Annotated in this window: 18 protein-coding genes; 8 read left to right on the forward strand and 10 right to left on the reverse strand. The window is 44.4% G+C overall.

Going from position 1 to position 24621, the window contains the following annotated elements; translation table 11 throughout:
• Positions 1-67: 67 nt before the first annotated feature.
• Positions 68-4201 (reverse strand): response regulator, encoded by a 4134-nt coding sequence (locus tag NG798_RS15440; RefSeq protein ID WP_261224565.1) that lies wholly within the window; start codon positions 4199-4201, stop codon positions 68-70.
• Positions 4202-5022: 821 nt separating this feature from the next.
• Positions 5023-5922, reverse strand: a complete 900-nt coding sequence (gene miaA, locus NG798_RS15445; protein ID WP_261224566.1) for a tRNA (adenosine(37)-N6)-dimethylallyltransferase MiaA — start codon at positions 5920-5922, stop codon at positions 5023-5025.
• A 302-nt stretch (positions 5923-6224) separates the two neighbouring features.
• Here miaA and gyrB point away from each other — a divergent pair, with 302 nt between their 5' ends.
• The 4 genes from gyrB (at position 6225) to NG798_RS15465 (ending at position 11950) form a co-directional block, all read left to right on the forward strand.
• Entirely contained in the window at positions 6225-8162 is a 1938-nt protein-coding gene (gene gyrB, locus NG798_RS15450; RefSeq protein WP_261224567.1) for a DNA topoisomerase (ATP-hydrolyzing) subunit B, read from the forward strand.
• Between the two features lie 179 nt (positions 8163-8341).
• On the forward strand, positions 8342-9754 hold the full coding sequence (locus NG798_RS15455; RefSeq protein ID WP_261224568.1) for a Rieske 2Fe-2S domain-containing protein: 1413 nt from the start codon (positions 8342-8344) through the stop codon (positions 9752-9754).
• A 236-nt stretch (positions 9755-9990) separates the two neighbouring features.
• Positions 9991-10734: an HAD family hydrolase gene (locus tag NG798_RS15460; RefSeq protein ID WP_261224569.1), complete on the forward strand. Its 744-nt coding sequence runs from the start codon at positions 9991-9993 to the stop codon at positions 10732-10734.
• 253 nt (positions 10735-10987) lie between these two features.
• The gene (locus NG798_RS15465) at positions 10988-11950 is read left to right on the forward strand and encodes a protochlorophyllide reductase (protein WP_261224570.1); all 963 of its coding nucleotides are present in this window, start codon (positions 10988-10990) and stop codon (positions 11948-11950) included.
• A gap of 47 nt (positions 11951-11997) precedes the next feature.
• On the opposite strand, the gene NG798_RS15470 is transcribed toward NG798_RS15465, so the two are convergent.
• Both NG798_RS15470 and NG798_RS15475 read right to left on the reverse strand, forming a co-directional pair.
• Positions 11998-13932 (reverse strand): CHASE2 domain-containing protein, encoded by a 1935-nt coding sequence (locus tag NG798_RS15470; protein ID WP_261224571.1) that lies wholly within the window; start codon positions 13930-13932, stop codon positions 11998-12000.
• A gap of 515 nt (positions 13933-14447) precedes the next feature.
• Positions 14448-15323, reverse strand: a complete 876-nt coding sequence (locus tag NG798_RS15475; RefSeq protein WP_261224572.1) for a hypothetical protein — start codon at positions 15321-15323, stop codon at positions 14448-14450.
• A gap of 104 nt (positions 15324-15427) precedes the next feature.
• Between NG798_RS15475 and NG798_RS15480 the strand changes: the two genes are divergently transcribed.
• Together NG798_RS15480 and NG798_RS15485 are read left to right on the forward strand one after the other, a co-directional pair.
• Positions 15428-15985 (forward strand): thylakoid membrane photosystem I accumulation factor, encoded by a 558-nt coding sequence (locus NG798_RS15480; protein WP_375338972.1) that lies wholly within the window; start codon positions 15428-15430, stop codon positions 15983-15985.
• Between the two features lie 134 nt (positions 15986-16119).
• The gene (locus NG798_RS15485) at positions 16120-16731 is read left to right on the forward strand and encodes a hypothetical protein (protein WP_261224574.1); all 612 of its coding nucleotides are present in this window, start codon (positions 16120-16122) and stop codon (positions 16729-16731) included.
• A gap of 73 nt (positions 16732-16804) precedes the next feature.
• Here the strand turns inward: NG798_RS15485 and NG798_RS15490 are convergent, their stop codons facing one another.
• From NG798_RS15490 to egtC, 5 genes are all read right to left on the reverse strand, one after another.
• Positions 16805-17545: a hypothetical protein gene (locus NG798_RS15490; RefSeq protein ID WP_261224575.1), complete on the reverse strand. Its 741-nt coding sequence runs from the start codon at positions 17543-17545 to the stop codon at positions 16805-16807.
• A 371-nt stretch (positions 17546-17916) separates the two neighbouring features.
• A complete protein-coding gene (gene egtD / locus NG798_RS15495) occupies positions 17917-18948 on the reverse strand; it encodes an L-histidine N(alpha)-methyltransferase (protein ID WP_261224576.1) in 1032 nt (343 codons plus the stop codon).
• A gap of 118 nt (positions 18949-19066) precedes the next feature.
• Complete coding sequence (locus NG798_RS15500) at positions 19067-19396, reverse strand: hypothetical protein (RefSeq protein WP_261224577.1); 330 nt, start codon at positions 19394-19396, stop codon at positions 19067-19069.
• 105 nt (positions 19397-19501) lie between these two features.
• The gene (locus NG798_RS15505) at positions 19502-20776 is read right to left on the reverse strand and encodes an ergothioneine biosynthesis protein EgtB (RefSeq protein ID WP_261224578.1); all 1275 of its coding nucleotides are present in this window, start codon (positions 20774-20776) and stop codon (positions 19502-19504) included.
• Entirely contained in the window at positions 20766-21548 is a 783-nt protein-coding gene (gene egtC, locus NG798_RS15510) for an ergothioneine biosynthesis protein EgtC (RefSeq protein WP_261224579.1), read from the reverse strand. The genes NG798_RS15505 and egtC overlap by 11 nt, the downstream gene beginning before the upstream one ends.
• Positions 21549-21747: 199 nt before the next feature.
• Here egtC and NG798_RS15515 point away from each other — a divergent pair, with 199 nt between their 5' ends.
• The gene (locus tag NG798_RS15515; protein WP_261224580.1) at positions 21748-22077 is read left to right on the forward strand and encodes a hypothetical protein; all 330 of its coding nucleotides are present in this window, start codon (positions 21748-21750) and stop codon (positions 22075-22077) included.
• A 37-nt stretch (positions 22078-22114) separates the two neighbouring features.
• On the opposite strand, the gene arsH is transcribed toward NG798_RS15515, so the two are convergent.
• Positions 22115-22783 (reverse strand): arsenical resistance protein ArsH, encoded by a 669-nt coding sequence (arsH, locus tag NG798_RS15520; RefSeq protein ID WP_261224581.1) that lies wholly within the window; start codon positions 22781-22783, stop codon positions 22115-22117.
• A gap of 428 nt (positions 22784-23211) precedes the next feature.
• Here arsH and NG798_RS15525 point away from each other — a divergent pair, with 428 nt between their 5' ends.
• Entirely contained in the window at positions 23212-24615 is a 1404-nt protein-coding gene (locus NG798_RS15525) for a nicotinate phosphoribosyltransferase (protein ID WP_261224582.1), read from the forward strand.
• Positions 24616-24621: the final 6 nt, after the last annotated feature.

Genomic DNA, 24621 nt, shown 5'->3' on the forward strand with positions numbered 1-24621 from the left:
AAACACCCCTCCTAGGGGCGACACCCCCGTGCTCGCCCCCCTACTGCCCCAAACCAGCGAAACACCCCTACCCCCCAACCTCCGCCAACAGCGCCGCCTTCACTCTTTCAAATTCCGCCTCAATAAGCTTGACAGGTTCAGTAGAATCAGGTATAATTCCCTTTTTTCCCATCGTTTCCAAATGCTGGCATAACTCAAACATCGAAGGAGCACCCACCGTCCCGCTGGTAGACTTCAAAGAATGAGCCGCCGTTTGTAGAGCCCGTCCATCCCCCGCTTCAATTGCCGCGTAAATATTCGCAAACAACTGCGGTACATTCTCCAAATAAATCTCAATCACCTCCTCCAAAGCTTCGAGATCCCGCAAAGATGCCAACATCTTCTGATCTAGCAAAGGAACCTCCGAAACAGGCTCCGAGAGATTATTAATTGAACTATTCTGACTTGACATATCACTATCCCCCTGAGCTTCAAAAATCCCTGCTTTGGAGTCAGAAACCTCGTGAGCTCTTGAAAGCGGCTTACACTCACCCAAAGCTTTAACCAACTCATCCATGCGGATAGGCTTAGTAATATAATCATCCATTCCCGCCTCAATACACTCCTCACGGTCGCCCTGCATCGCATTTGCAGTCATCGCAATAATCCGAGGACGCGATGAAGCCGGCAATAATTGGCAAATTTGACGAGCCGCCGCCAAGCCATCCATTTCTGGCATCTGAACATCCATTAGCACCACATCATAGGGCTGCCGGTGGAGAGCGTCAAGCACCTCTAACCCATTTCCCGCCACCTCCGCACGATAGCCAATGCGCTCTAAAGTCAATAAAGCCACCTTTTGATTAACAGGATTATCTTCTGCCAGCAAAATTCGCAAAGGCAACATTTCCCCCATTTGAGCATTAACAGGGCCCAAAGCTGGCTTATTTTCCAAACGCTGACCGCCAAACACCCCCATCAGCACATTATAAAATTGAGACTGTTTCACCGGCTTACTCAAAACCGTAAACTCTAAACTGTGTTCTGGCGTAACTCGATTTTCGGCATTTCTTAAACTACTCAACATCACCACCGGCAAATATCGCCCCTTTTCCAAACTGCGAATTTCTTCGATCAACTCCACACCCGACAAGTCGGGCAAGTGCATATCTACCAATATCAAATCAAACGCCGGCTCACGGTTTAAAATAGCCAGAGCAACCTTCGCCAAACTCACCCCCACAGCCACCATTCCCCAGGATTCTGCTTGTTTTGTCAAGCCGCAACGGGTTGTTTCCCCATCCTCAACAATTAATAAGCGTTTTCCTGCTAATGCCGGTTGCCACTCTGCCAAATCGACTCGCCCATAATCTTCAACCGACCGCGCTATCACCGTAAAATAAAATGTCGAGCCGGCTTGGGGAGATTGCTTGATTTTTTCTGTGAAATTATCCCCTCCCATTTCCGATTGCCCATTCTTAAATGTTTCTGGGGGATTGCCACCAATTGCCCCCATACTTTCTACCCACATCCTTCCGCCCATCATTTCGCTGAGACGCTTACTAATTACCAGTCCCAGTCCTGTCCCCCCATACTGCCGGCTCACCGAAGAATCAATTTGACTAAAGGATTTAAACAACCGTTCCATACGGTCGGTAGGAATGCCAATTCCGCTATCTTTGACGGCAAATAAAATTTGATAACAGGGACTTTGATCAGCCGCCTCTATGGCTGTAGAAGAGATGCTGACCACGACTTCACCAGAGTGAGTAAACTTAACAGCATTCGAGAGCAAATTTACCAAAACTTGCCTTAATCGCGTTACGTCTCCGATAATTTTTTCAGGAGTTCCGGGGGCAATTATGTAGGCCATTTCGATGTCTTTTTCACCGGCTCTGGAGGCAAGTAAATCTAGGGATTCTTCAATGCAAGAGCGCAAATTAAAGGGATGTTCTTCTAAATCTAATTTGCCCGATTCTATTTTAGAAAAATCCAGAATATCATTAATAATTGTCAGTAAAGATTCCCCAGATGTGCGGATTGTTTCCACAAAATCCCGTTGTTCTGGTGAAAGAGAAGTGTCTAATAACAAACCGGTCATGCCAATAACAGCATTCATCGGCGTGCGAATTTCGTGGCTCATCGTTGCCAAAAATTCACTTTTTGCTCGCGTCGCTTCCATCGCTCGGTCGCGGGCGCGGGCCAAATCTTCGGCATCTTGTTGGCGTTCTAGTTCTCGCCCTATCCATTGAGCCATCAGTTTAAGTAGTTCTTTATCGACGGGTCGGAAAGGCCGGTTGAGGGGTTTACTGCTAAAAAAGCTGAGGGTACCGTACACCTTGCCGCCGACGACGATGGGGGTGCCAATATAAGCTTCTTGTCTAAACGGAGCTTTTATTGGTTGATATTGCCAGCGAGATACCATCACAGACTCAAAATAAAGCGGTTCGCGCTGCAAAACCGTTTCTCGGCAATAGGTTTGTTGCAAATCAAATACATCCCCTGGATGCACCGACTGATCGGGAGATTGGGCAGCCACGACTTCGTAACGGTCGCTCTCTATGTGAGATAAAACCCCATATTCCAGTTCAAAGCGGTGCCGGCCCATCGTCACAAGCCCCTGTAAACGCTGCTGAAACGTCAATTTTCGAGCAGAGGTCACTTTATATAATCCGCGTATATAGGCTTCACTTTCGCGTAGTTCTTGTTCGGTTCGTTTGCGTGTTGTGATATCGCGGGAGACAGATACGAGTTCTTGAACTGTGCCGGTTTCGGGATCTCGGACGGTGCGGGACGTGGTTTCAAACCAAATGTAATCGCCATCTTTGCGGCGAATGCGGTAGCTGACTGTGTAGCTAACGGCTCGGTCGCGTAAAATGGCGATGGCTTTATGAATGTTTTTGCTGTCGTGGGGATGAAAAAATTCAAAGATAGAACGTCCGATCAGTTCGGCGCTTGTGTAGCCTAGTAAGCTTTTGCAGGCCGGTGAAGCATACAAACAAATGCCATCGGGGCTGAGGCGGGCGATCAAGTCGGTGGAGTTTTCGGCCATCAGCCGGTAGCGTTTTTCGCTGGCTTCTCTTTCTTGTTGGGCGGTTTCAATGGCAGCAAGCATGGCGTTTATTGTTTCTGCCAGTTTAGAGAGTTCGTCTTGTCCTACGAGGCGAACTCGCAAGGAAAGGTCGCGCCGGTCTGCGATGCGGCTGACGCTGGTGCTGAGGCGGGCTAGTCTGGAGAGGACTAATTTTTCTACCAGCAATAGGGTGATTGTGCTAAATACTAAGCCAACGGCGAGCAAAGAAACGGTGAAATAACGAACGCTGGCTTTGCCTTGTTGGTAGATGTCTCTGTTAAAGTGTACTCTCAACATTAGGGCCGGTTGGCCGTAAATGTCTCGCAGTAGTGCGTAACCGGCAATTCTTTCGCTTTTTTCTCCGGCTATGCGAGAGGTGGGTCTAACTAAAATTTTGGGATCTTTGTTAAGGTTGAGCGGGCGTTTGCTCGATAGGGCTAAGGTTTCTGGTTTTAGCTCTTTTATTGCGGCTGTGGCGGCTTTGATGTCTGGGTCGCTATCGCTGTTCGGGTGTAGGCTTAGCGATAGTTGGGTGATGTCGGCCAGGCGTTTCACTTCTTCGCTGTCTAAGTACCTGCCCATGATCAGGGTACCGCGACTGGGGCCGGTGCCTTCACTGGGGAGGATCGGTTGGGAGGCTATGAGGATCGGCCCTTCTGGTAACATGACGATGCCTGCTATTTGGCTATTTGACTGCGGCTTTACCAGCAGGGGACTTTTTGCTGTCAGGTGTTTTTGTAAACTCTCGGAAACGGGTACTGCTGCTTGTTTGTTGAGATTGTAGCCTTTGCTATACCGGATTTCTCCTTTGCGATCTAGCAATAGCAATGCGTTTAGTCTCAGTTGGTTGAAGGTTGTATCACCAAAATTTGAGCGGATAAATTCTTGGGCGGCTGGGCTTTTTGCTTTGGCTTGGCTGATAAAGTTGTAGGTGTCATCCCATTGGGCTTGGTCTTGGGCTAGGGTATCTAGGTTTGACAGGTCGTCGTTTATGGCATCCAGGGCTCTGGCTAGGTCTTTTCTTACTCCCTGGCCTTCAAGTTTTTGAAAGTCTCTCAATAAAATTGTTGAGGCGGTCGCAGATAGCACGACGTTTAGGGTGACTAGGGCTGCTCCTACGATTAATAAGGTTTTTATCCGAAGTTTCATTGTTAATGCCCCTTTATTTTTACACCGGCCACTTTTTTATGGTTATGTTCGTTTTTTTCCAGATTTTTTAATGGCTGTTTTTTTAACGTATTTTTTTTCCCTCCGGTTTTTGGCCCACAGGTGTCGGGGTTGCTTTTTTTGTCGGTTGGGTCTTTGTTTATCGCCATTCTCCTACGCCCAAACTCTTGTCTTTTGTGGGACACCGGCCCATTCACTCTGCTGCAAATCAGCCAATCTCTGCCTTAATGCTTGATCGCCTCTCTACTGCTATTGCCGGTCTGTTTCCCCCAGGCTTTTGATGCACCCCGAATCTCTGATTATTCCCAGTCAACGCGCTTTTGTTTATTTTGGCGAGGCCAAACAAGCTTTTATTCGCTCTCAAAGACGCTACTGGTAATTCGATTTATTTTCTCAACTATATCATTTCATCTTTTATTTTTATGGGTGGTTTTCTAAACATTTATTTCAAGGGCTGAGGTTTTTTATTCTCTGTATTTTGTTCTCTGTTTTTGGTCGTTCATTTCTGGGACAATGCCGGTTTGTCTATAATCGATGATTTTCTGCTCTGGCCTGCGATTTTTGTTTGTGTTGCTTGCCTTTAACTTTCTTCTCTCCCCCTCTGCTCTTTCCTGACGAAGGCATCAGCTAATCTTACATCTCTTTCCTAGATCAACTTCATTTTGATATAATAATTAATTGGCTAATTATAACTATCCCTAGAATTGTATATTACGAGAATTACCCTAAATTATATTTTCAGGAATTGGGGCTTTTTATCCGAACTGTCGGGATATTTCCTGCGTCGATAAATCCGGGTGTCTCTAAAAAATATTGTCGGTTAATAGAGCTATTTTTTCATGGAAATCTGAGGCACCGGCATCTAGCCATTGAATTTCTGGAATCGCCCGAAACCATGTCCGCTGACGTTTGGCAAATTGGCGGGTATGGAGAACGATTAAATCTTTCGCTTCTTGAAAAGAAACTTGGCCGGTTAAATATTGCTTGAGTTCTTGATAACCTAGGGTAGCAAGTAAGGGAAGATCCCAGCCATATTTTTCGGCTAAATATTTGATTTCATCTAACCAACCGGCAGCTAACATTTTTTCGGTGCGCTGTTCGATGCGTTGTTGCAAAATTTCGGGCTGACAATCTAAACCTATTTGTAAAATTGGATAAGGAGGAGGATTTTCGCCTTGCTGTTGGGAAATTGGCCGGCCGGTGACATAAAATACTTCTAGTGCTCGCAAAGTTCTAACAGGATCATTAGGATGTATTTTTTGGGCAGCATGGCTATCGATTTGTTGCAACATAGCGTAAAGTTGATTTTGGCCTAAAGATTGTAGTTGCTGGCGTAATTCTGGATGTGGTGAAACTCTGGGAATTTTTAAACCGCGTACTATGGCTTTGATGTAGAGGCCGGTGCCGCCGACTAATAAGGGAATTATGCCTTGCTGGTGGTAGTCGGAGATCAGAGTTTGGGCTTGTTGTTGGTAATCTGCTACGGTGAGGGTTTCGGTGGGGTGGCAGATATCGATGAGGTGGTGGGGGACAATTTGCCGGTCGATGGCGTTGGGTTTGGCCGTGCCAATGTTAAACTCTTTATACACGCAGCGGGAATCGGCACTGAGGATCACAGAGTTGAGTTGTTTTGCTAGTGAGATTGCGGTTTCTGTTTTGCCGGTGGCGGTTGAACCACAAATAACGATCAGCTTGGGTGACATCTGGAGTAGGGGCCGGTGGATAAAGGATCGGTGTCTTAAGGATAAATTTAAAAGAATTAGCCCCTAGTGGGAAACTGGGGACAGGCAGGCAATTAAGCAGCGCGATAAAATCTAAAATCTATAATTTGTTTGATTGGCACGACTAAATCTAAAATCTAAAATACTCTTACTACATCCCTCAAATAAAATTTTCAGGAAATGGGGCTTAATGCGTCTGTAAGGCTTTTGTGCTACAATTTTGTTATGTTTTCTCTTTTTGAAGTCCGAGGGGGCTTCAAGGCCATTACAGGAGCTAGTTTTATATGACCAGCAGTTACAGCGCCGATCAGATTCAGGTTTTGGAAGGTCTGGAGGCGGTTCGCAAGCGACCGGGGATGTATATTGGTACAACCGGCCCGCGAGGACTCCATCATCTAGTGTACGAGGTTGTGGACAACTCCATCGATGAAGCGCTGGCGGGTTATTGCACGCACATTGAAGTTGACATTAATTCCGATGGTTCTGTTACTGTAACCGATGATGGCCGGGGTATTCCAGTAGACACTCACTCCAAAACCGGCAAGTCTGCTTTGGAAACCGTGCTAACTGTACTACACGCCGGTGGTAAGTTTGGCGGTGGCGGCTACAAAGTTTCTGGGGGGTTACACGGGGTAGGGGTTTCGGTGGTGAATGCGCTGTCAGAATGGGTAGAAGTAACAGTCTGGCGGGATAATAAAGTTCATACCCAACGCTACGAACGAGGAAACCCCAAAACTGAATTGGCATCGAAACCGAATAACGAAAATCGCACCGGCACGCGGGTTTGTTTTATGCCGGATATCGAGATTTTCACGAATAGCATTGAGTTTGATTATACAACTCTGTCAAGCCGGTTGCGCGAGTTAGCGTATTTGAATGCGGGGGTAAAAATCACCTTTAGCGATCACCGCCTAGAGTTGTTGAAAAACCATGAACCTCGCATTGAAACTTACTGTTATGAAGGCGGTATCCGCGAGTATATTGCTTATATGAATGCGGATAAACAAGCACTCCATGAAGAAATTATTTTTATCCAAGGAGAACGCAGTAACATTCAAATTGAAGTAGCGCTTCAGTGGTGCGTAGATGCTTACTCAGATAACGTTTTAGGGTTTGCAAATAATATCCGTACCATTGATGGTGGAACGCATTTAGAGGGGTTGAAAGCGGTTTTAACTCGTACTATGAATGCGGTTGCTCGCAAACGCAATAAACTGAAAGAACACGAGGCCAACCTCGGCGGTGAGAACGTGCGGGAAGGCTTAACCGCTGTGATTTCTGTAAAGGTGCCTGATCCTGAATTTGAAGGGCAAACCAAAACCAAGTTAGGTAATACGGAAGTGCGGGGTATAGTTGATTCTCTGGTTGGGGAACATCTCACAGAGTATTTAGATTTTCGCCCCAATGTTGCCGATGCGATTTTAGAGAAGGCTATTCAGGCGTTTAAAGCGGCGGAAGCAGCGCGCCATGCGCGGGAATTGGTACGCCGCAAGTCGGTTTTGGAGTCTTCACCTTTACCCGGTAAGTTAGCTGATTGTAGCTCTAAAGATCCTTCTGAAAGTGAGATTTACATTGTAGAAGGTGATTCGGCGGGTGGTTCAGCGAAACAAGGACGTGACCGGCGCACCCAGGCGATTTTGCCTTTGCGCGGTAAGATTTTGAATATCGAGAAAACCGATGATGCCAAAATCTACAAAAATACCGAAATTCAAGCGTTGATTACGGCCTTGGGTTTGGGGGTGAAGGGAGAGGAATTTGATTCTTCACAATTGCGTTATCATAATATTATTATTATGACTGATGCTGATGTAGATGGCGCTCACATTCGTACTTTGTTGCTAACTTTCTTCTACCGCTATCAACGAGCATTAGTTGAGCAAGGTTTCATTTATATTGCCTGTCCTCCGCTGTATAAAATTGAACGCGGAAAGAACCATCAATATTGTTACAGTGACCGGCAGTTGCATGACTATATTAATACCTTGCCGGCGAATGCAAATTACACAATCCAGCGTTTTAAAGGGTTGGGTGAAATGATGCCTGAACAGTTGTGGACTACTACGATGAACCCTGAAACTCGTTCTTTGAAACGGGTGGAAATTGAGGATGCGGCGGAAGCTGATCGGGTGTTTACAATTTTGATGGGTGATCGAGTTGGCCCTCGTCGTGAATTCATCGAAACTTATGGCCCTAAATTGAATTTGATGGATTTGGATATTTAGGTATTTGTAGGGGTGGGCCGGCACTTCTGCACTGGCCCCTCGATTTTAAAAGCTGGAAAACATCAAAACCAAGCTCGCTTTGGCGGGCTTTTTTATTGGAGATTTGTTATAGTTTGAAAAAAGGGAGTCACATCAATTAAACGAACTCCTAAAAATAACAGCAAAACCGCAGAAAACGAATGAATACAACTGCAACTCCTGTTAGCGTGACTTCCCAAAATTTAAACGTTGAAAGGGAAGAGACTGGCACTTTACCGGCCGGTGGTAGTGATGCAAATTTCTTTGATTGCAAAGAAGTTTGGTATCCCGTTCATTATGTGGAAGATTTGACTAAATCTAAGCCTAATAAGTTTACGCTTTTAGGCAAAGATATTGTGATTTGGTGGGATAAGAAAGGGGAATTTTGGAGTGTTTTTGAGGATAAGTGTCCCCATCGGCTTGTGCCGCTTTCGGAAGGGAGAATTAATGAGGAGGGGTTGTTAGAATGCCCTTATCATGGTTGGGCTTTTTCGGGTTCAGGAAATTGTGAGTTTATCCCGCAACAAGGGGAAGATCACACGGCTGAACAATCAAAACGTGCTTGTGCAAATTATCTGCCGGCTACAGTGCGTCAAGGGTTGTTGTTTGTCTATCCGGGGAACCCTGAAAATGCTGCTAAAACGGCGGTTCCTGTTGTTGACCCGTTAGAGGATGGTTCGCCGGAGTGGGTTTGTATAAATACGTTTCGAGATTTGCCTTATGATGCTATCACTTTGTTAGAAAATGTGATAGATGCCAGTCATGTTCCTTATACACATCATGGGACGGTGGGAAATCGGGGTTATGCGGGGCCGGTGCAGTTAGAGGTGGTAGAATCGAGCAAGCAAGGGTTTAAGGGTGTGTGGCAAGATGGGCCGCGAAAGGGCTCTTTAGGCCGGCAAGATACCACTTTTATTGCACCTTGTTTGATGTGGCATGATTTAACTTCTAAGAAGTTTGGCCGCACTTTAACGGTGGTTTATGCAACGCCTACTCGCAAGGGAGAATGCCGGCTTTTTGCACGTTTTCCGTTTAAATTTCCCTCAAAAATTCCGGGGTTTTTCATTAAATTAACGCCGCGTTGGTATTCACATTTAGGTCAGAATACGATTTTGGAAGATGACCAAATTTTCTTGCATTTGCAAGAACGTTATCTCGAACAATCTCAAAACCGCAATAACTTTGCCAAAGCGTATTATTTACCCACAGCAGCGGATAGTTATGTTGCAGAAATGCGTTCTTGGATGCAGCAATATAAAGCTGATCCTTTCCCTGGGGAAACTTTGCCACCGGCTTTGACAAAAGAACAATTACTCGACCGCTATCATTCTCATACGATAAACTGTGCGAGTTGTTCTGCGGCTTTGAAGATGATTGAGAAGTTAAAATTAGCCTGTATTGTGGTGTTAATTTTAGCGTTGGGAATGACCCCTTTAGCAGCCGGTTTTGTGACGTGGGGTTTGAGTTTCGTAATTTTGGCCGGTGGGGGTTTGTGGCTGTATTTAAGTAAGCTAGAAAAGCGGTTTTATGAGGGAGAAGAATTACCGAGTCGAAATAGGCCGGTGAAGAGTTAAAAAACCACCGGTAGAGACGTTCGCAGCAGTTAGTCTGTACGTTCCAGCGCAAAGACGTAAAGCGCGGAACGTCTCTACATCTGCATTTATCTGCGTTAATCTGTAGTGGGGCAGGCATCCTGCCTGCCTAACATCTGCGGTTAAAAAAATCTTCATACCATCAAAACCCAATCTAGCATAAACCGGCTTTCTTAACTGGTATAATCTTTAGAATATTTACGCACTTATCCAAAACAATGACACAATTAAAAGCCTTAATTTTTGATGTAGATGGCACTTTAGCGGATACCGAACGGGACGGCCACCGGGTGGCTTTTAACGCAGCGTTTAAGGAAGCCGGTTTTGATTGGTTTTGGGATGAAGACTTGTATGGAAAATTGATTGAGGTTACTGGAGGTAAAGAGAGAATTGAGTTTTTTTTAAATGAATATTTACCCGATTTCGTGCCAGAAAAAGACAGGGATGATTTTGTCTTAGAGTTGCACAAGCTTAAAATCAAACATTATACTGCTTTGCTTTCTCAGGGGGTAATTCCTTTGCGGGTTGGGGTAAAAAGGTTGCTTTCTGAGGCGCGGGAAAAAAATTTACGTTTGGCAATTTCTACTACAAGCGCTTTGCCAAATGTTGAGGCTTTGTTGGTGAGCACAATTGATAAAAGTTGGTTCGAGGTGATTGCAGCAGGGGATGTTGTGGAACAGAAAAAGCCCGCACCTGATATTTATTTTTATGTGTTGGAAAAGTTGGGATTAAAGGCTGAGGAGTGTTTGGTTTTTGAGGATTCTTATCAGGGTTTGGTTGCTGCTAAAGCGGCGGGCTTGAAAACAATTGTAACTGTAAATAATTATACGAAAACTCAGGATTTTTCCGGCGCTGCTTTGGTAGTTGATTGTTTGGGTGAACCTGACCGGCCTTTTGAGGTTTTGGCTGGGGATAGTAGAGGTTTTGATTATGTGAATTTAGAGTTTTTGGAGAATTTTTAACTCCATCCTATAACAGCAAAAACTTCTTAATCAAAAAGAATAAATCCCCAATTTCCCCAACCCCTGACAACCCTTAGAACAACCCATCAAAACCAAATAACAACCCCAAACCGGCCAACAATTCGCAACAAACCCCCGCCAAAAACCCCCCCTTCTAAAAGCCGGTAGGGGGGATATTATCAATGCTCTAGCGGTAACACAATGCTGTAAAATCCTACTCATACCAATCAGAGAGCAAACAGATCAAAGCCAAATGACACAACAACAAACACCCACAGTCGTTATCACCGGCGCCTCATCAGGAGTAGGCTTATACAGCGCCAAAGCCCTCGCAAAACGCGGTTGGCACGTCGTCATGGCTTGCCGCGATCTCACAAAAGCCGAAAACGCCGCCCAAAGCCTCAACATCCCCAAAGAAAACTACACCCTTCTACACATCGATCTCGGTTCTTTAGACAGCGTTCGCCAATTTATTAGCAGCTTCCGAAGCCTTAACAGAAGCCTCGACGCCCTACTATGCAACGCTGCGATTTATATGCCCTTAATAAAAGAACCATTACGCAGTCCAGAAGGATATGAACTAACAGTTACAACAAACCACCTCGGACATTTTCTGATGTGCAATATCATGTTAGAAGACATGAAAAGATCCCCCTATCCTGACCGCAGAATGGTCATCTTAGGAACCGTAACCCACAACCCCGATGAACTCGGCGGCAAAATTCCACCCCGCCCAGACTTAGGCCAACTTGACGGATTTGCCGAAGGATTTCAAGCCCCCATTTCAATGATTGATGGCAAAAAATTTGAGCCGGTAAAAGCCTACAAAGACAGCAAAGTTTGCAACGTCTTAACAATGCGAGAACTCCACCGGCGCTATCACGAAAGCACCGGCATCACCTTCACCTCTTTATATCCTGGTTGCGTCGCAGACACCCCCCTATTCCGCAACCATTACCCCCTCTTCCAAAAACTCTTTCCCCTCTTCCAAAAAAACATCACCGGCGGTTATGTCTCCCAAGAATTAGCAGGCGAAAGAGTTGCTGACGTCGTAGCCGATCCCGAATATAAACAATCCGGCGCCTATTGGAGTTGGGGAAACCGGCAAAAGAAAAACCGGCAATCCTTCGTTCAAAAAGTCTCACCCCAAGCCCGCGATGACGAAAAAGGCGAAAAAATGTGGGACTTAAGCCTCAAATTAGTTGGGCTTGCCTAACCTTATTTCCCCATACTCCCATTAACCTTTCCCCCCTCCTCTTGCTATTAAGAAGGCTGGGGGGAAATACTTTTTTTATTCCTTCCCAAAATCGAATAAATCACCGTCTCTTGTTTCCTTCCCCGCAACTGCGTAACCCCCACCGGCTTGCCCACATAAAAATTACGAACATAACGAAAAGTTTTCCCACTCACCAACAATTGATAAGGATTATCCGCTGTCACCTCCTTATTAAAAGCCTCCAAACGCGCCGCCACATTCACCGTATCCCCAACCACCGAATAATTTAACCGCCTCTCACCCCCTAAACTCCCCGCCATCACCGCACCCGTATGAATACCAATGCCAATTTTTATCTCCGGTTTTTGCTGTTTTCGCAAACTTTTATTTAACTCTTTAAGCTTTTTATTCATCGCAAAACAAGCCGCCATTGCATTCAAAGCATCTTGGCGAATTTCCTCCTGTGTCGTCCGCGCAAAAGGAACCCCAAACACCGCCATAATTGCATCCCCAATATACTTATCTACCACACCCCCATGATCCATAATACAACCACTCATCGCCTCCAAATAACGATTCAACCAAATAAATAACTCCTTTGGTTTCATTTTTTCCGAAATCGAAGTAAAACCTCGAATATCCATAAACAAAACTGTTGCTATTTGTTCCTGAGCCTTCAGCATTCCCTCTTCAAATAACTCACTTTTTCGCTCCCAAATCATATTAGCCGTCTCAGGAGCAAGATACTTTTCAAACAAAGTCATTAACAATTCTTTTTCATGGCGTTCTCGCAATCTTTCATAATAATCTCGTACTTGCACGCCAAAACCTGCCATTAACAAACTGCCCATCGGCGCAGCCACCGGCACCCAAATATTAGAACAACAAAAAGCAGATAAAGCCATTGCCAACCACAACACCGGCACCCCCACCGCCATCGCCAAACGAGCTTTCAAACCGCGCCGGTACCAAACCCAACTTGTCAGCAAAGCAATGGCCACCAATAATATAATTATCTTCACTTCATCCAGCGGCTTAAGCTCTTTAGAACCCAGCAAATTATCAATCACCACCGCATGAAGATAAACCCCATTTATAGGCGGTTTACGATTCAAAGGAGAACGCACCGGATCAAAACCAGTAGCCGTCATTCCCACCAAAACAAACTTATCCTGAAAAACTGCCGGCGATACCTTTCCTTCCACCACATCTTTAAAGGAATATGTCGGTAATTTTTCCGCTTTTTCCGGCCAATTTAACCAAATAATTTCTCTTTTTTTCCCCTTAATTGCTTGAGGAATTTTGGCTGCAAGCTCTTTCTCATTTAAGCTACACTGTAACTGAAAACTTGTCGTCCTACTTTCCCAATCCAGCGCACCGGCAAGCCTAACTTTTTGATTTTCAACTTGCAACATAGCCACCGCCAAACTGGGAACCTCCTTAACAAAAATTGCCGCTCTTCGGCTGATGCCATCCTCATCAGGATTATGCCAAATTTGACCAATCCCAGCAGCAGCTTTTTCAAATTCAGGTATCACTTTAATTGCTTTACCTTTTCCGTCCCAAGCCGTCGCTAAAACCACCTTGCCACTCTTTCTTATTTCCTCGACAAATTCCCCATCTTGGTCGCTTTTTTCCGCAAATAAAATATCAAATCCAATCGCCTGCGGCTGGGACGATTTCAAAGCTTTTAAAAGTTCAGCATAACGGCTGCGTTTCCAGGGAAACTGCCCATATTTTTCTAAACTAGAATTATCAATTGCAATAACAACGATGTTTTCATTCCAGCCGCTATGGGGCAAAACCCCAGCATTTCGCATTTCAAACAACGTATTATAGCCAACTTGTTCCAAAGGTTGCCACGCCCCAACTCCCCACATTCCAACCGAAACAGAAGCCGCCACCACACCCGGAATTAAACTTTGGAGGCCGGTTAAAGAACTCTGGATTTTTGAAAGTTTAGCAATTAAACTAGAAGACAAACCCCTGAAACCTTTAAGCCCGCAATCGCATTTTCCACCTTCTTTTAAGCAACCATCCGGGCTTTTTTTACAAGGGCTTTGGGAATCAGCGATTGAACTTAAAGCCATTTCAAATACACCATCCGTGCTTAAATTTTTGAGAAAGCACCTTTTTAGGCCGCGCCCCAATTAGTTGCCGGTGACTGGGGAACCGGGAAAAAAAGCAAATTTAAAAAATTTTATTTTCTAAAAAAAATGAAGATGACCCTGATGGATAAAACCCCAGCACCCACGCTCGCTAAGAGCAGGGTATCTAATGTTTGCACCCAGGTTCAAGTGGTTTGACCCTCTATTTTCTCCCCACTTGTAATATATATTTACGCACAAAAAAACCCGTTGTACATCTCTCTAATGGATGAGCTTTAAGCATAGCTTTTCAACAGGGAAAAGGCGGCACAATGCTAGTTTAGTTTGCAGTGAACTCTATCTAAAGAAAGGTTGACAACAAGGCTGGTATCTTTAATTACTAATCAACATCAAGGTTGATTTACCCCAGCCGCTTCTAATTCATAAACTTGCTGCTGTCCGAGGGGAGTCCGCACTACAATCGAGAGGCTGCGATTATTACTCAAAGCAATCACTGTATCAAATTTACCATCCGAGCCAATTTCAACAGCTTGGCCGTTTAGAAACACCAAATTAAGCGGATCAACCTCAGCTTGTACCCGCACTTTTTGATTAGCGCTAGGAGATAAAAGTTTAACTTTCAACAATATATTTTCGCTGGTGGTGCGAGGGAGGGTAGGCGGTTTTCCCGGAAACACCAAAGAAGAAGTACCCGCACCCAGGAGGACAGTTTTTTCTTCTGCGGTGACAGCCACTTCGCCTTCTTTGGTAGAAATACCCGTTTTGCCATTGGGCCCAACAGCCACGCCGTACACTGTACCCCGTGAACCGGCAATACCCCCTTCTGTTTCCTCATCGTCGCCGCGAAAGGCAATTTCAAAACGTGATTCTGGGTTAATTAATTTGCGCGTAAAGGCGGTAACTTGACCTCTGCTGGCAAAAACCCGCGTAACTTTGCCATTGTTGGTGGTGGTGTCTAAATTTTGCACCTGCATTTGCGTAGACTCCGATAGCTGCAAGGTTGCGATACCATCTTCTACAACTAAAGTGGCGCTGGAATTGCTGTCTGTGATGATTTTTTCACCTTCGCGCAATTGCTCGCCAACTTTGGCCGGTTTTCCGCCAACGCTGACATTACCGGTTATTTGGCGAATTTGGATGCTGCGATCAGTTGTGCCGGTTAGCGTTTCAGCGTTTTGGGCCACAGCAGGGGCAAGAGCAAAAATCGCAATACCGAAAATTAACAACAAGCCTAATCGCAAAAGTCGGGTGAGAAAGGCGTTCATATAAGCAAAAATGAAGAAGGGCTAACGCCACTTTACACACTATAAAACCATTATCCGGTTTTCACTACTGCTAAGGTATGATTTTGAATTTCTTTGAGTTTAAAATGGGCAATTGGGCAATTTTTCGCCGCTGCTATCGTTTGCTTCTGGTCGCTTTGTTTTGCTTGTTGCTTGCACCTTCTCCCGCGTTGGCCGGCATCAATGATGATGGTTTTGATGGCAACATTTATGCGCTTTATGCTGGTAATGGTGCCTTAGTTCCTCCCCGCGTCACGCTAAAGGATTCTTTCAACCGTAAAAAACCGGCTATCTTGGTGTTTTTTGTGGATGACAGCAGTGATTGCAAGCAATTTGCTACGGTTGTCTCTGGTGTTCAAGCGTTTTATGGACGGGCTGCTGATATTATGCCGATTAATGTTGATACGATTCCCGTAAAATCTAGTTATGAACCCACAGAACCAGGTTATTATTACGGCGGCGTTGTCCCAGAATCGGTGATTATTGATGGTTCTGGTAATGTTGTTTTGGATGCCAAAGGTCAAGTACCTTTTGAGAGAATTGATGATGCTTTCCGCAAGGTTTTTGATTTGGTTCCTCGCACAGAATCAAAGGAACTTAAGCGCCGTTCATTTAATGAGTTTAACAGCGAATTAAGTCAGTAAATGTAGGGTGGGCTACGCCCACCTTATGGAAAAATGTTACAAAATATACTTTTTTCTTTTCTCTTTCCGGTTTTCCCCCACTCAAAAGGCCGGCTCACGTTAAACTAGGTGAAAATGCTTTTAGATGTAACTTTATGTCCCACCTCTACAGCACAGAGGAGTTAATTTCAATTTTGGCATCAGAGCGCCGCGCTTGCCTGAATGGCCAGCGTTTAAGTCTGACTGTCAAAACTTCTGGGGTTAACCCCTTAATTGATAAATACCTTAAATCGGAAGCGGTGCAAAAATTTACTGCTTATCAAGATTTTAAGGCCGCTGTCCACCGCTACCAACGCGAACATCAAGTTTCTGGTATTGTTTGGAATCAGGTTACAGTCCGAGGCAAAACGTTATCTTTTCCAGAGGTTAATGACCAGCTTATTGCTATTCCCGGCGATTTGGACATTCTTAAAAGTGCTAAAAGTTCGATCTTAAACTTTTGGGATGAGGTGACTGTGGGAATGGATTTATATCTCAGTTTTCGCAGTAGCAAGGATTACCAAAAAATTACTAAGGACGATGTAGCGAAGATTGCTAATCGCACCGAATGGGCCGGTTTATGTAAGTGGGAAAATCCGAATTTTTTAGAAATGGTTTTGCAATTAAGCTGGGGAAAACCAGAGGAGGCTTCCTATCGACGCGGTTGGCCGGATGCCGGCAGTGATTATATTCATGCTGTTATTCAGGGCTGCCAGCCTATTTGTTAATTGTTTTTTCGTTTCTAAAAACCCGGTTTCTTTTGGAAATCGGGTTTTTTCCTATCATTCAACTGCCAATTTTTTACCTAATTATTGTTGAATTGGGATCGTTGAATGTGTTTGGTATGGTTGTGGTTGATGGCCCACTCTGATTGTTGGTTGGGTTGGGTGTCGTCGGCGTATTTCTGTTACCTGGAACTGCTGGCTGTGTTACATCGGGTGTGCTACTTGGCCCTGGTTGATTGACTCCAGATGGCGTTTGATTTGTTCTATCTCCTGTTGAATTATTCTGAGTACCGCCATTTTGATTGTTTTGGGCCGGTTGGTTATTCTGAGTACCGCCATTTTGATTATTTTGGGCCGGTTGATTATTCTGAGTACCGCCATTTTGATTATTTGGGGCCGGTTGGTTATTTTGAGTACCGCCATTTTGATTATTTGGGGCCGGTTGATTATTCTGAGTACCGCCATTTTGATTATTTGGGGCCGGTTGATTATTTCTCGTACCGCCATTTTGATTATTTGGGGCCGGTTGGTTATTGCCGGTTGGCGTTTGATTAGTCCTATTTCCGGGGATTGTTGTTGTGTTGGGATTGGCCGGTGTGGCATTGTTTGGACTTGGTGGCGGTGGGGGAGTACCGGCAGCTTGAGTTGCCGGTGTCAGGTCATTTGTTGGCTGCGGACACATATCATTTAAACGGATCACACGCCCGTTAGAATTCACCAAAAAGCAACCAGGGTATTCTTGAGCATTCGTACCCACTACCGGCCAAAGCAAAAACAGACTAGGAATTGCACAAAACCAACGTAAATGTTTCAACATGGTGAGATATTGCACCTCCATTACTTTAGGAAAACAGAAAAACTTGTTTGGGGAAGAGAATTTTATGAAAAATTTACCAAAAAACCCATTTAACTTTGCGTTTTATAAAATTTTCCTTGGCCTAGGGCAATTATGCCGGCTATCCAAGGCTAGAGAAATCGCTTGATCATGTTAGGATTTTACTCAAAGTATGGCTAAATTGGCAAGAGTTTTCCTCATCCCAAAGGAAGAACAAACAAAAACCCCGGTTTCTGAATAGCTGCTTTGTCGCCAAAGTCAAGATTTTGTAGAAACCGGGTTGTTTTGAGTAACACCTACGATGCAGACATGATCTCAACTCTGTCTATAGGAGTTATTTGTATTGCCAGCAGTTAAACTTGCTGCAACCGGCACAACAACAAACCAAACCAGTTTTTAGAATCACTCCAAGACTGCACCGGCATCAACCCCCGCTTTTGCAACTCTTGCTTAATTTCTGATAAATCAAACTTGCGAGAAATCTCAGTTAACATCATCTCCCCCGCCTCAAACTCAACATTTAAATCAAGTTTTTTCAACTTAACTTTTTGGGTTTTCAAACTTTTGAGATACATTTCAATTTGGTGCAAATCTTCATTGTAAAGCGAATAATGGGCAAAATTGCTCAAATCAAAATTTCCTTCAAACCGCCAATTGAGATGTTGCAACATATTGAGATTAAACTTTGCTGTCACACCTTGGGAATCATCGTAAGCCGGTTCTAAAATCTCTTTAGATTTATGTAAATCAACCCCCAAAAGGAAATAATCGCCCCCTTGCAAAGCCCCTGAAACTTGGGAAAAAAACAAATCACACTCTGCCGGAGAAAGATTACCCAAAGTGCTGCCCAAAAAACAAATCATGCGCTTATAATTTACCAACCGAGGATAACTAGCAAGTTGCCCTAAAGCCACCTCATAGGTACTAACCAAAGCCCGAACGTTAAGCCAAGCATAATCAGTCAAAAGTTCCCGTGCACTGGTTTCCAAAATGCCGGCACTTACATCAATGGGTAAATAGCGTAAACCGGCGGCAATTTCCGCATAAGACTCTAACAAAAGGCGGGTTTTTGTTGAACTGCCGCTACCAAGTTCTACCAGTTCACAGGGGCCGGTAATTTTGGCAATATCGAGGCTATATTTTTCGAGAATTTGTGTTTCTGTTCGCGTCAGATAATATTCAGGTAGCTGACAAATTTGTTCAAAAAATTGGGAACCCAAATCATCATAAAAATAACGAGGGGGCAAAGATTTGGGATTTTGAGATAAACCGGCAATCACATCACTGCCGGTGTTGTCTTCAGGCGAGTTCTCAGCATCAATCAACCATTCTAATTGCAAGCGATCTTCTGCGGAAGTGAGTTGAGTGGGGTTGGAAAATTTCATGCTTTTTTTTGGTTAACAACACTAAAATGTAAAAAAAACATCGGCAAAAAACCGATGTTGCAAACTATAGCGCAACCCCGGAAAATTTAATACCCTCCCGCGAAATATTTTTGCCCTCTCAGTCATTTCTAAAAAACTGTTGAATTTCCTTGCGGGCCAAAAATCCATAACCCCCAGCCCCAATCACGGTAACAGTAAGGTAAATTTTCAAAGAATAGAAAATCTGGGAAGTTTCCAAAATATCGCCAATCAGAAATAAAGGTAAAATAGAACTGCCGGCCTGCAAAATTCCCCATCCCAGCAGAAATAAAAAAAGCCTGTTTGCTTCTTGGCTTTTCCCATTTTCACGATCCGACAATCCAAGCATTGAAGCAAAAGCAACCGCCACCAACATTAGAAACAAAGAAATGACACACAAGACTGCGGTTATCAAAAGTCTAAAAGTCATTTTTTTGACTCCCTGTTTTCAATAAATACACAGTTTTGTGCGTCATTATAGCATTAAATATCCTCAAAGAGGGAGAAAAAGAAACAAAACTAAATTCCCTAAAAATTATTCACTTTTCGCACAGCGAAACCCGGCCAAAATGCAGCGCATTCCGGGATGATACCAATTGCGAAAACTGCATCGAATTGCCAGAGGACGAGTGGCCCAACTTCCCCCTTTAAGGACTCTATGCAAACCATCAAAATAAACTTGGGAATAACCAGGATAAGGGTACCACTCAAAGCCCTCATAGCCATCAAACCAGCTACTCGTCCACTCCCAAACATTTCCCAGCATATCCTCACAGCCCCAGAAGCTAGTCCCCGCCCTAAAATTACCTATGGGGGTAAGATTTTCTTGACCAGAATTGTCGCAGAAAGAAAGATTACATCGCTGTTGATCATCAAAAATATCGCCCCAAGGATAGATGCGAGACTTTGCCATTTTTGAATCCCAACAAGCAGCCTTTTCCCATTCCGCCTCTGTCGGCAAACGCTTGTTTGCAAATCTTGCATAAGCATCCGCCTCATACCAACTTACCCCACAAACAGGGTGATTTTCATTACCTGAAATGGGGTTCCAGTAAAGCGGTTGAGAAACAGGATTTTCTTGCAGCCACTTCCAGCCTTTTTCTGACCAAAATTCCGCTTTTTGATAACCCCCAGCTTCAATAAACTTTGCATATTCGCCACAAGTCACGGGATAGCGATCTATCCAATAAGTATCTAAAAAAACAGAATGCTGAGGGCGTTCATTATCAAGCGCATCAATTGCATTACTCCCCATTTCAAAACTGCCGGCGCTAATTTTTATCATCTCTGATAAACTCGCTTCTTTGGAGGGGAAATTTCCCTGGGTTTCACCCGCTAAGGGGGATTGAGTTAGGGGGAAAGAAGCGAGAGATTCCGCTTGCCAATTAGCTAAAAAAGTCACAAAAGCAATTGTTTCACAATGCTGACATTCATGCTGAATCAGAAACCACCATAGCCTTTCTTGTGCCTCCACCGGCGCCGTTTCCAAATAAAACAAAACCTTCTCGCGCACCGTTGTTAAATAATCACAAATCTCCGCAAAACCCGGTAATTCCTGACGCTTATGTTTTGGCAAACCATCCGCAGCAAAAAGTTGATGATATTGCGGAAAAACCGGCTCATATCCCCCCATCCGCTGCAAAACCCAAAGTGCCTCCGTATAAGCAATATGCCCCAAATGCCAACCAGGCGGACTAAATTCTGGATGCACTTGTTTACAAAACATCAGCGCATCCATATTTTCAAACATTTTCAATGTGCCGGTGCGGCATTCTTCCAAAGCTTTGCGAATATGATTTCTACAACTCATAGACCTGAATATCGTCATTATTTGCAATCAGTATGCTATTTTCTGCACAAGTATGCCAGTTTCCCGCAAACATCGGTTCTGATGCAATCATAACCGCTTGGGGAAATTGCAGATCATCCCTTACCCAGTATAAAGAAGGAACAGAAGTTCGATGAGCAAACCGACTTGCAACAAGTTGTTTTCCATCGCTGAGGATCATATTTGCAGAAACCGAAATTTGATACTCATCCGCCAACTCTTTTATAATTTGGATAGTCTTATAAAAAGCCACATCAATCGGCACATTACCATTTTGCCATTCCGTGAGAAACAAAGCAAAAATATGCTCAGAATCCGTATTGCCTTGAATATGCAAATACGCCTCATCATTTAAACGAGAACGAATTGGTTTATAAAGGCTTTTGCGGAAATTTTCGATAAATCCGTTGTGGGTAAAAAGCAGATTTTCGTACTTAAAAGGATGGCAATTATTTAAATCCACCGACTGACCGTTTGTTGCACTGCGGACATTTGCCACCACACAGCCAGATTCAATATACCGGCTTAATTGTTGTAGATTAATATCATTCCAAATTGGCATCGTTTGCTTATAAACAAACGCTTCTGTTTCTCGCGTTGGGTGATACCAACCAATGCCAAAACCATCCGCATTTAAGAGGCCGGCTGTCATTTCACGGGGTTGGTAACTTTGAACAATTAACGAATGTTCAGGTTTGTTGAGAATATAGTCTAGCAGAATTGGTGAACCAAGATACCCAAGAAGTCGGCACATTTGATTTTTGCTTGGCAATTTTCACTTTTATCTTAACACATACTTTTTTAAACCCAGAGTTTGTATTTATCACAATTTCGACTTTTCAGCATCCGGGCATAAATATTATCCGTGTCTTGCCAAGCAATTTGTCATCCCAATTTAGCCTGGTATTTTATAATATAAGCAGACCCCTTTAAAATTAACCAAACAAACAAAAATGCTAAACCTCAGCCAACACCAAATCCTCAATAAAATCACACCGACCACCCTAGCTCTAGCAACCATTGCCGGCCTAACAAAACCAGCATCAGCAATAGAAATTCCCCACAGCGTACTCAACGGATTATATTATCCCACCGGCTCACAGCAATTTTTCAGCCAAGGAAGACAGCAATTTGAAAAAGAACTTCAAACCTGGCAAAAAAAACGCCTAGACATTCCCGAAAACCTCTTAAAAATTACTGACGAAACCCCAACCCACCAACCCGTTAAATTATTTCCAAAAAACCCCTGTCCTAGAGAGTGTAATTCCAACCCACAAAATTAAAAAATCTCGCTTTTTGTGGGTGGAAAACCTTTAAACTTTAGACAGGCTTAGCCGCATTTTTTTCAAGGGCACGATTTGCCACAACAATTGTCTCCTTAGCCGTCTTTTCCTTACGTTCACTATAGCGATCCGTAAGATAATCAACCTTATCTCGCAACAAAACAGTAAACTTATAAAGTTCCTCCATAACATCCACAACCCTATCTCGATAAGGTGAATCTTTCATTGTTCCATCTTCGTTAAATTCCTGATAAGCCTTAGCCACCGAAGACTGATTTGGAATCGTAAACATCCGCATCCACCGGCCCAAAATCCGCAGCGAATTAACAGCATTAAAAGACTGCGAACCCCCGCTAACTTGCATCACCGCCAAAGTTCTACCTTGAGTTGGTCTAACAGCCCCCACACTAAGAGGAATCCAATCAATTTGATTCTTTAAAATCCCCGTAATATTGCCGTGAATTTCTGGACTAGACCACACTTGACCCTCTGACCAAATACTCAACTCCCGCAATTCTTGAACCTTGGGATGGCTATCAGGTACGCTACCAAAAATCGGCAAATCTCGCGGGTCAAAAAATCTAACTTCCGCACCAAAATCCTCAATAATTCGAGATGCTTCTTCAGCCAATAAACGACTATAAGAACGCTCGCGCAAAGAACCATACAAAAAAAGAATTCTGGGTTTGTGAGTAAAGTCTGCCATAATTTTCTTAATCGCAATCACCAAAAATTTTTACCCTCAAGCTGGCCTAACCTGACATTGTTTCTGACAAGCATAACTCTTGCTTTCGCAGGGCGGCCCTAATTATATCATTTCAAAAAACATTGATTTGTCAAGTACAATCACCTAAAGAAACAAAGCTAAAAATCAAGAAAAATTGATAGCTGAAAAGCCAGCTTAGGTTTTAATCACCTCGTTAGGCCGGTGATTGCCAGGCGATTGATCCGCACCTCCTTATTATGGTAAAAAAAACTATATCAGCTTAAGCAGAATTACTCATATCACGATTAATTAAGGCAAAATACCAACCCAAAAGCTCGAAAAGCCGAACTTAATCAAAAATTAAAGATAACATTTATGGTAATATGTACTATAATTAAAAAAAACAGACCGCCTGACGGAACCCCGCCATGAGCATAGCGACCGATCCCACCGGCCCCCTGGCCGAACCAAGACCGCAAGCCGGTAAAAAAGACAACCCAGACCTCAACCTTTACCCCGAAGACTACAGCCTGCTCACCGACCTGTACCAGTTGACAATGACAGCCTGCTACATCGGAGAAGGCATAGACCAAAGAAGAGCCAGCTTTGAACTTTTTGCGCGCCGGCTACCCGAAAACTTCGGCTACCTAATTGCAATGGGACTGGCCCAAGCCCTAGACTACCTCGAACAACTGCACTTTACCGGCGAACAAATCGCAGCCCTGCAAGCCACCGGCATCTTCAGCGACGCCCCAGATCGCTTTTGGACAATCTTAGCCGAAGGCCGGTTCACAGGCGATATATGGGCAGTACCCGAAGGCACAGCAATTTTTCCCTACGAACCCATTTTGCGAGTCGAAGCCCCCCTCTGGCAAGCCCAACTCGTCGAAACCTACCTGCTCAACACCCTCAACTACCAAACCCTGATCGCCACAAAAGCCGCACGATTGCGCGACGTAGCCGGCCCTGGAGCCACTTTATATGAATTTGGTACCCGGCGAGCCTTCAGCCCCCAAGGCTCCCTGTGGGCCGCCAGAGCCGCCTTAGCCGCAGGAATAGACAACACCTCAAACGTCCTCGCCGCCCTCAAACTAGGCCGCAAGCCCGCCGGCACAATGGCCCACTCCCTAATTATGGCCCTCACCGCCACCCAAGGCACCGAAGGGCAAGCCTTTAGCGCCTTTCATCACTACTTCCCCGGCGCCCCCCTACTGATCGACACCTACGACACCATCGAAGCCGCCCGCATCCTAGCCCAAAAACTGCAAGCCGGAGAAATTGAACTCCGGGGAGTCAGAATAGACTCAGGAGATTTAGTCACAATTTCCCAAAAAGTCAGAACCTTATTACCTGGAATTCCTATATTTGCCAGCGGCGATCTTGATGAATGGGAAATTGCTAGATTGCAAAGTGCCGGTGCCAAAATAAACGGCTATGGACTAGGCACAAAATTAGTCACCGGCCCCCCCGTTAATGGCGTGTACAAATTAGTCGAAATCGAAGGAATACCTGTTATGAAAAAATCCCAAGGCAAAGGCAGTTATCCTGGCCGCAAACAAATTTACCGCCATTATGAAAACGGCCAAATTGTTGCTGAAGAATTAGGTTTAATAAGCGAAAAATCGCCAACAGAAGAAAGCGGCTTATTACAATTAGTTTTCAAAGAAGGAAAACGCCTAGAACCAACAGAACCCCTAGAACTAATAGCCCAACGTACAGCTAACTCTGTCGCCAGCCTACCCCCCCTAATTCGCCGATTAAAAAAACCGGCAAGTATAGAAGTAAAATTATCAGCCGGTTTGCAAGATTTAATCGCTCAAATAAGTCCTTAGTCCTTA

Source organism: Ancylothrix sp. D3o, from assembly GCF_025370775.1.
Classification (GTDB): domain Bacteria; phylum Cyanobacteriota; class Cyanobacteriia; order Cyanobacteriales; family Oscillatoriaceae; genus Ancylothrix.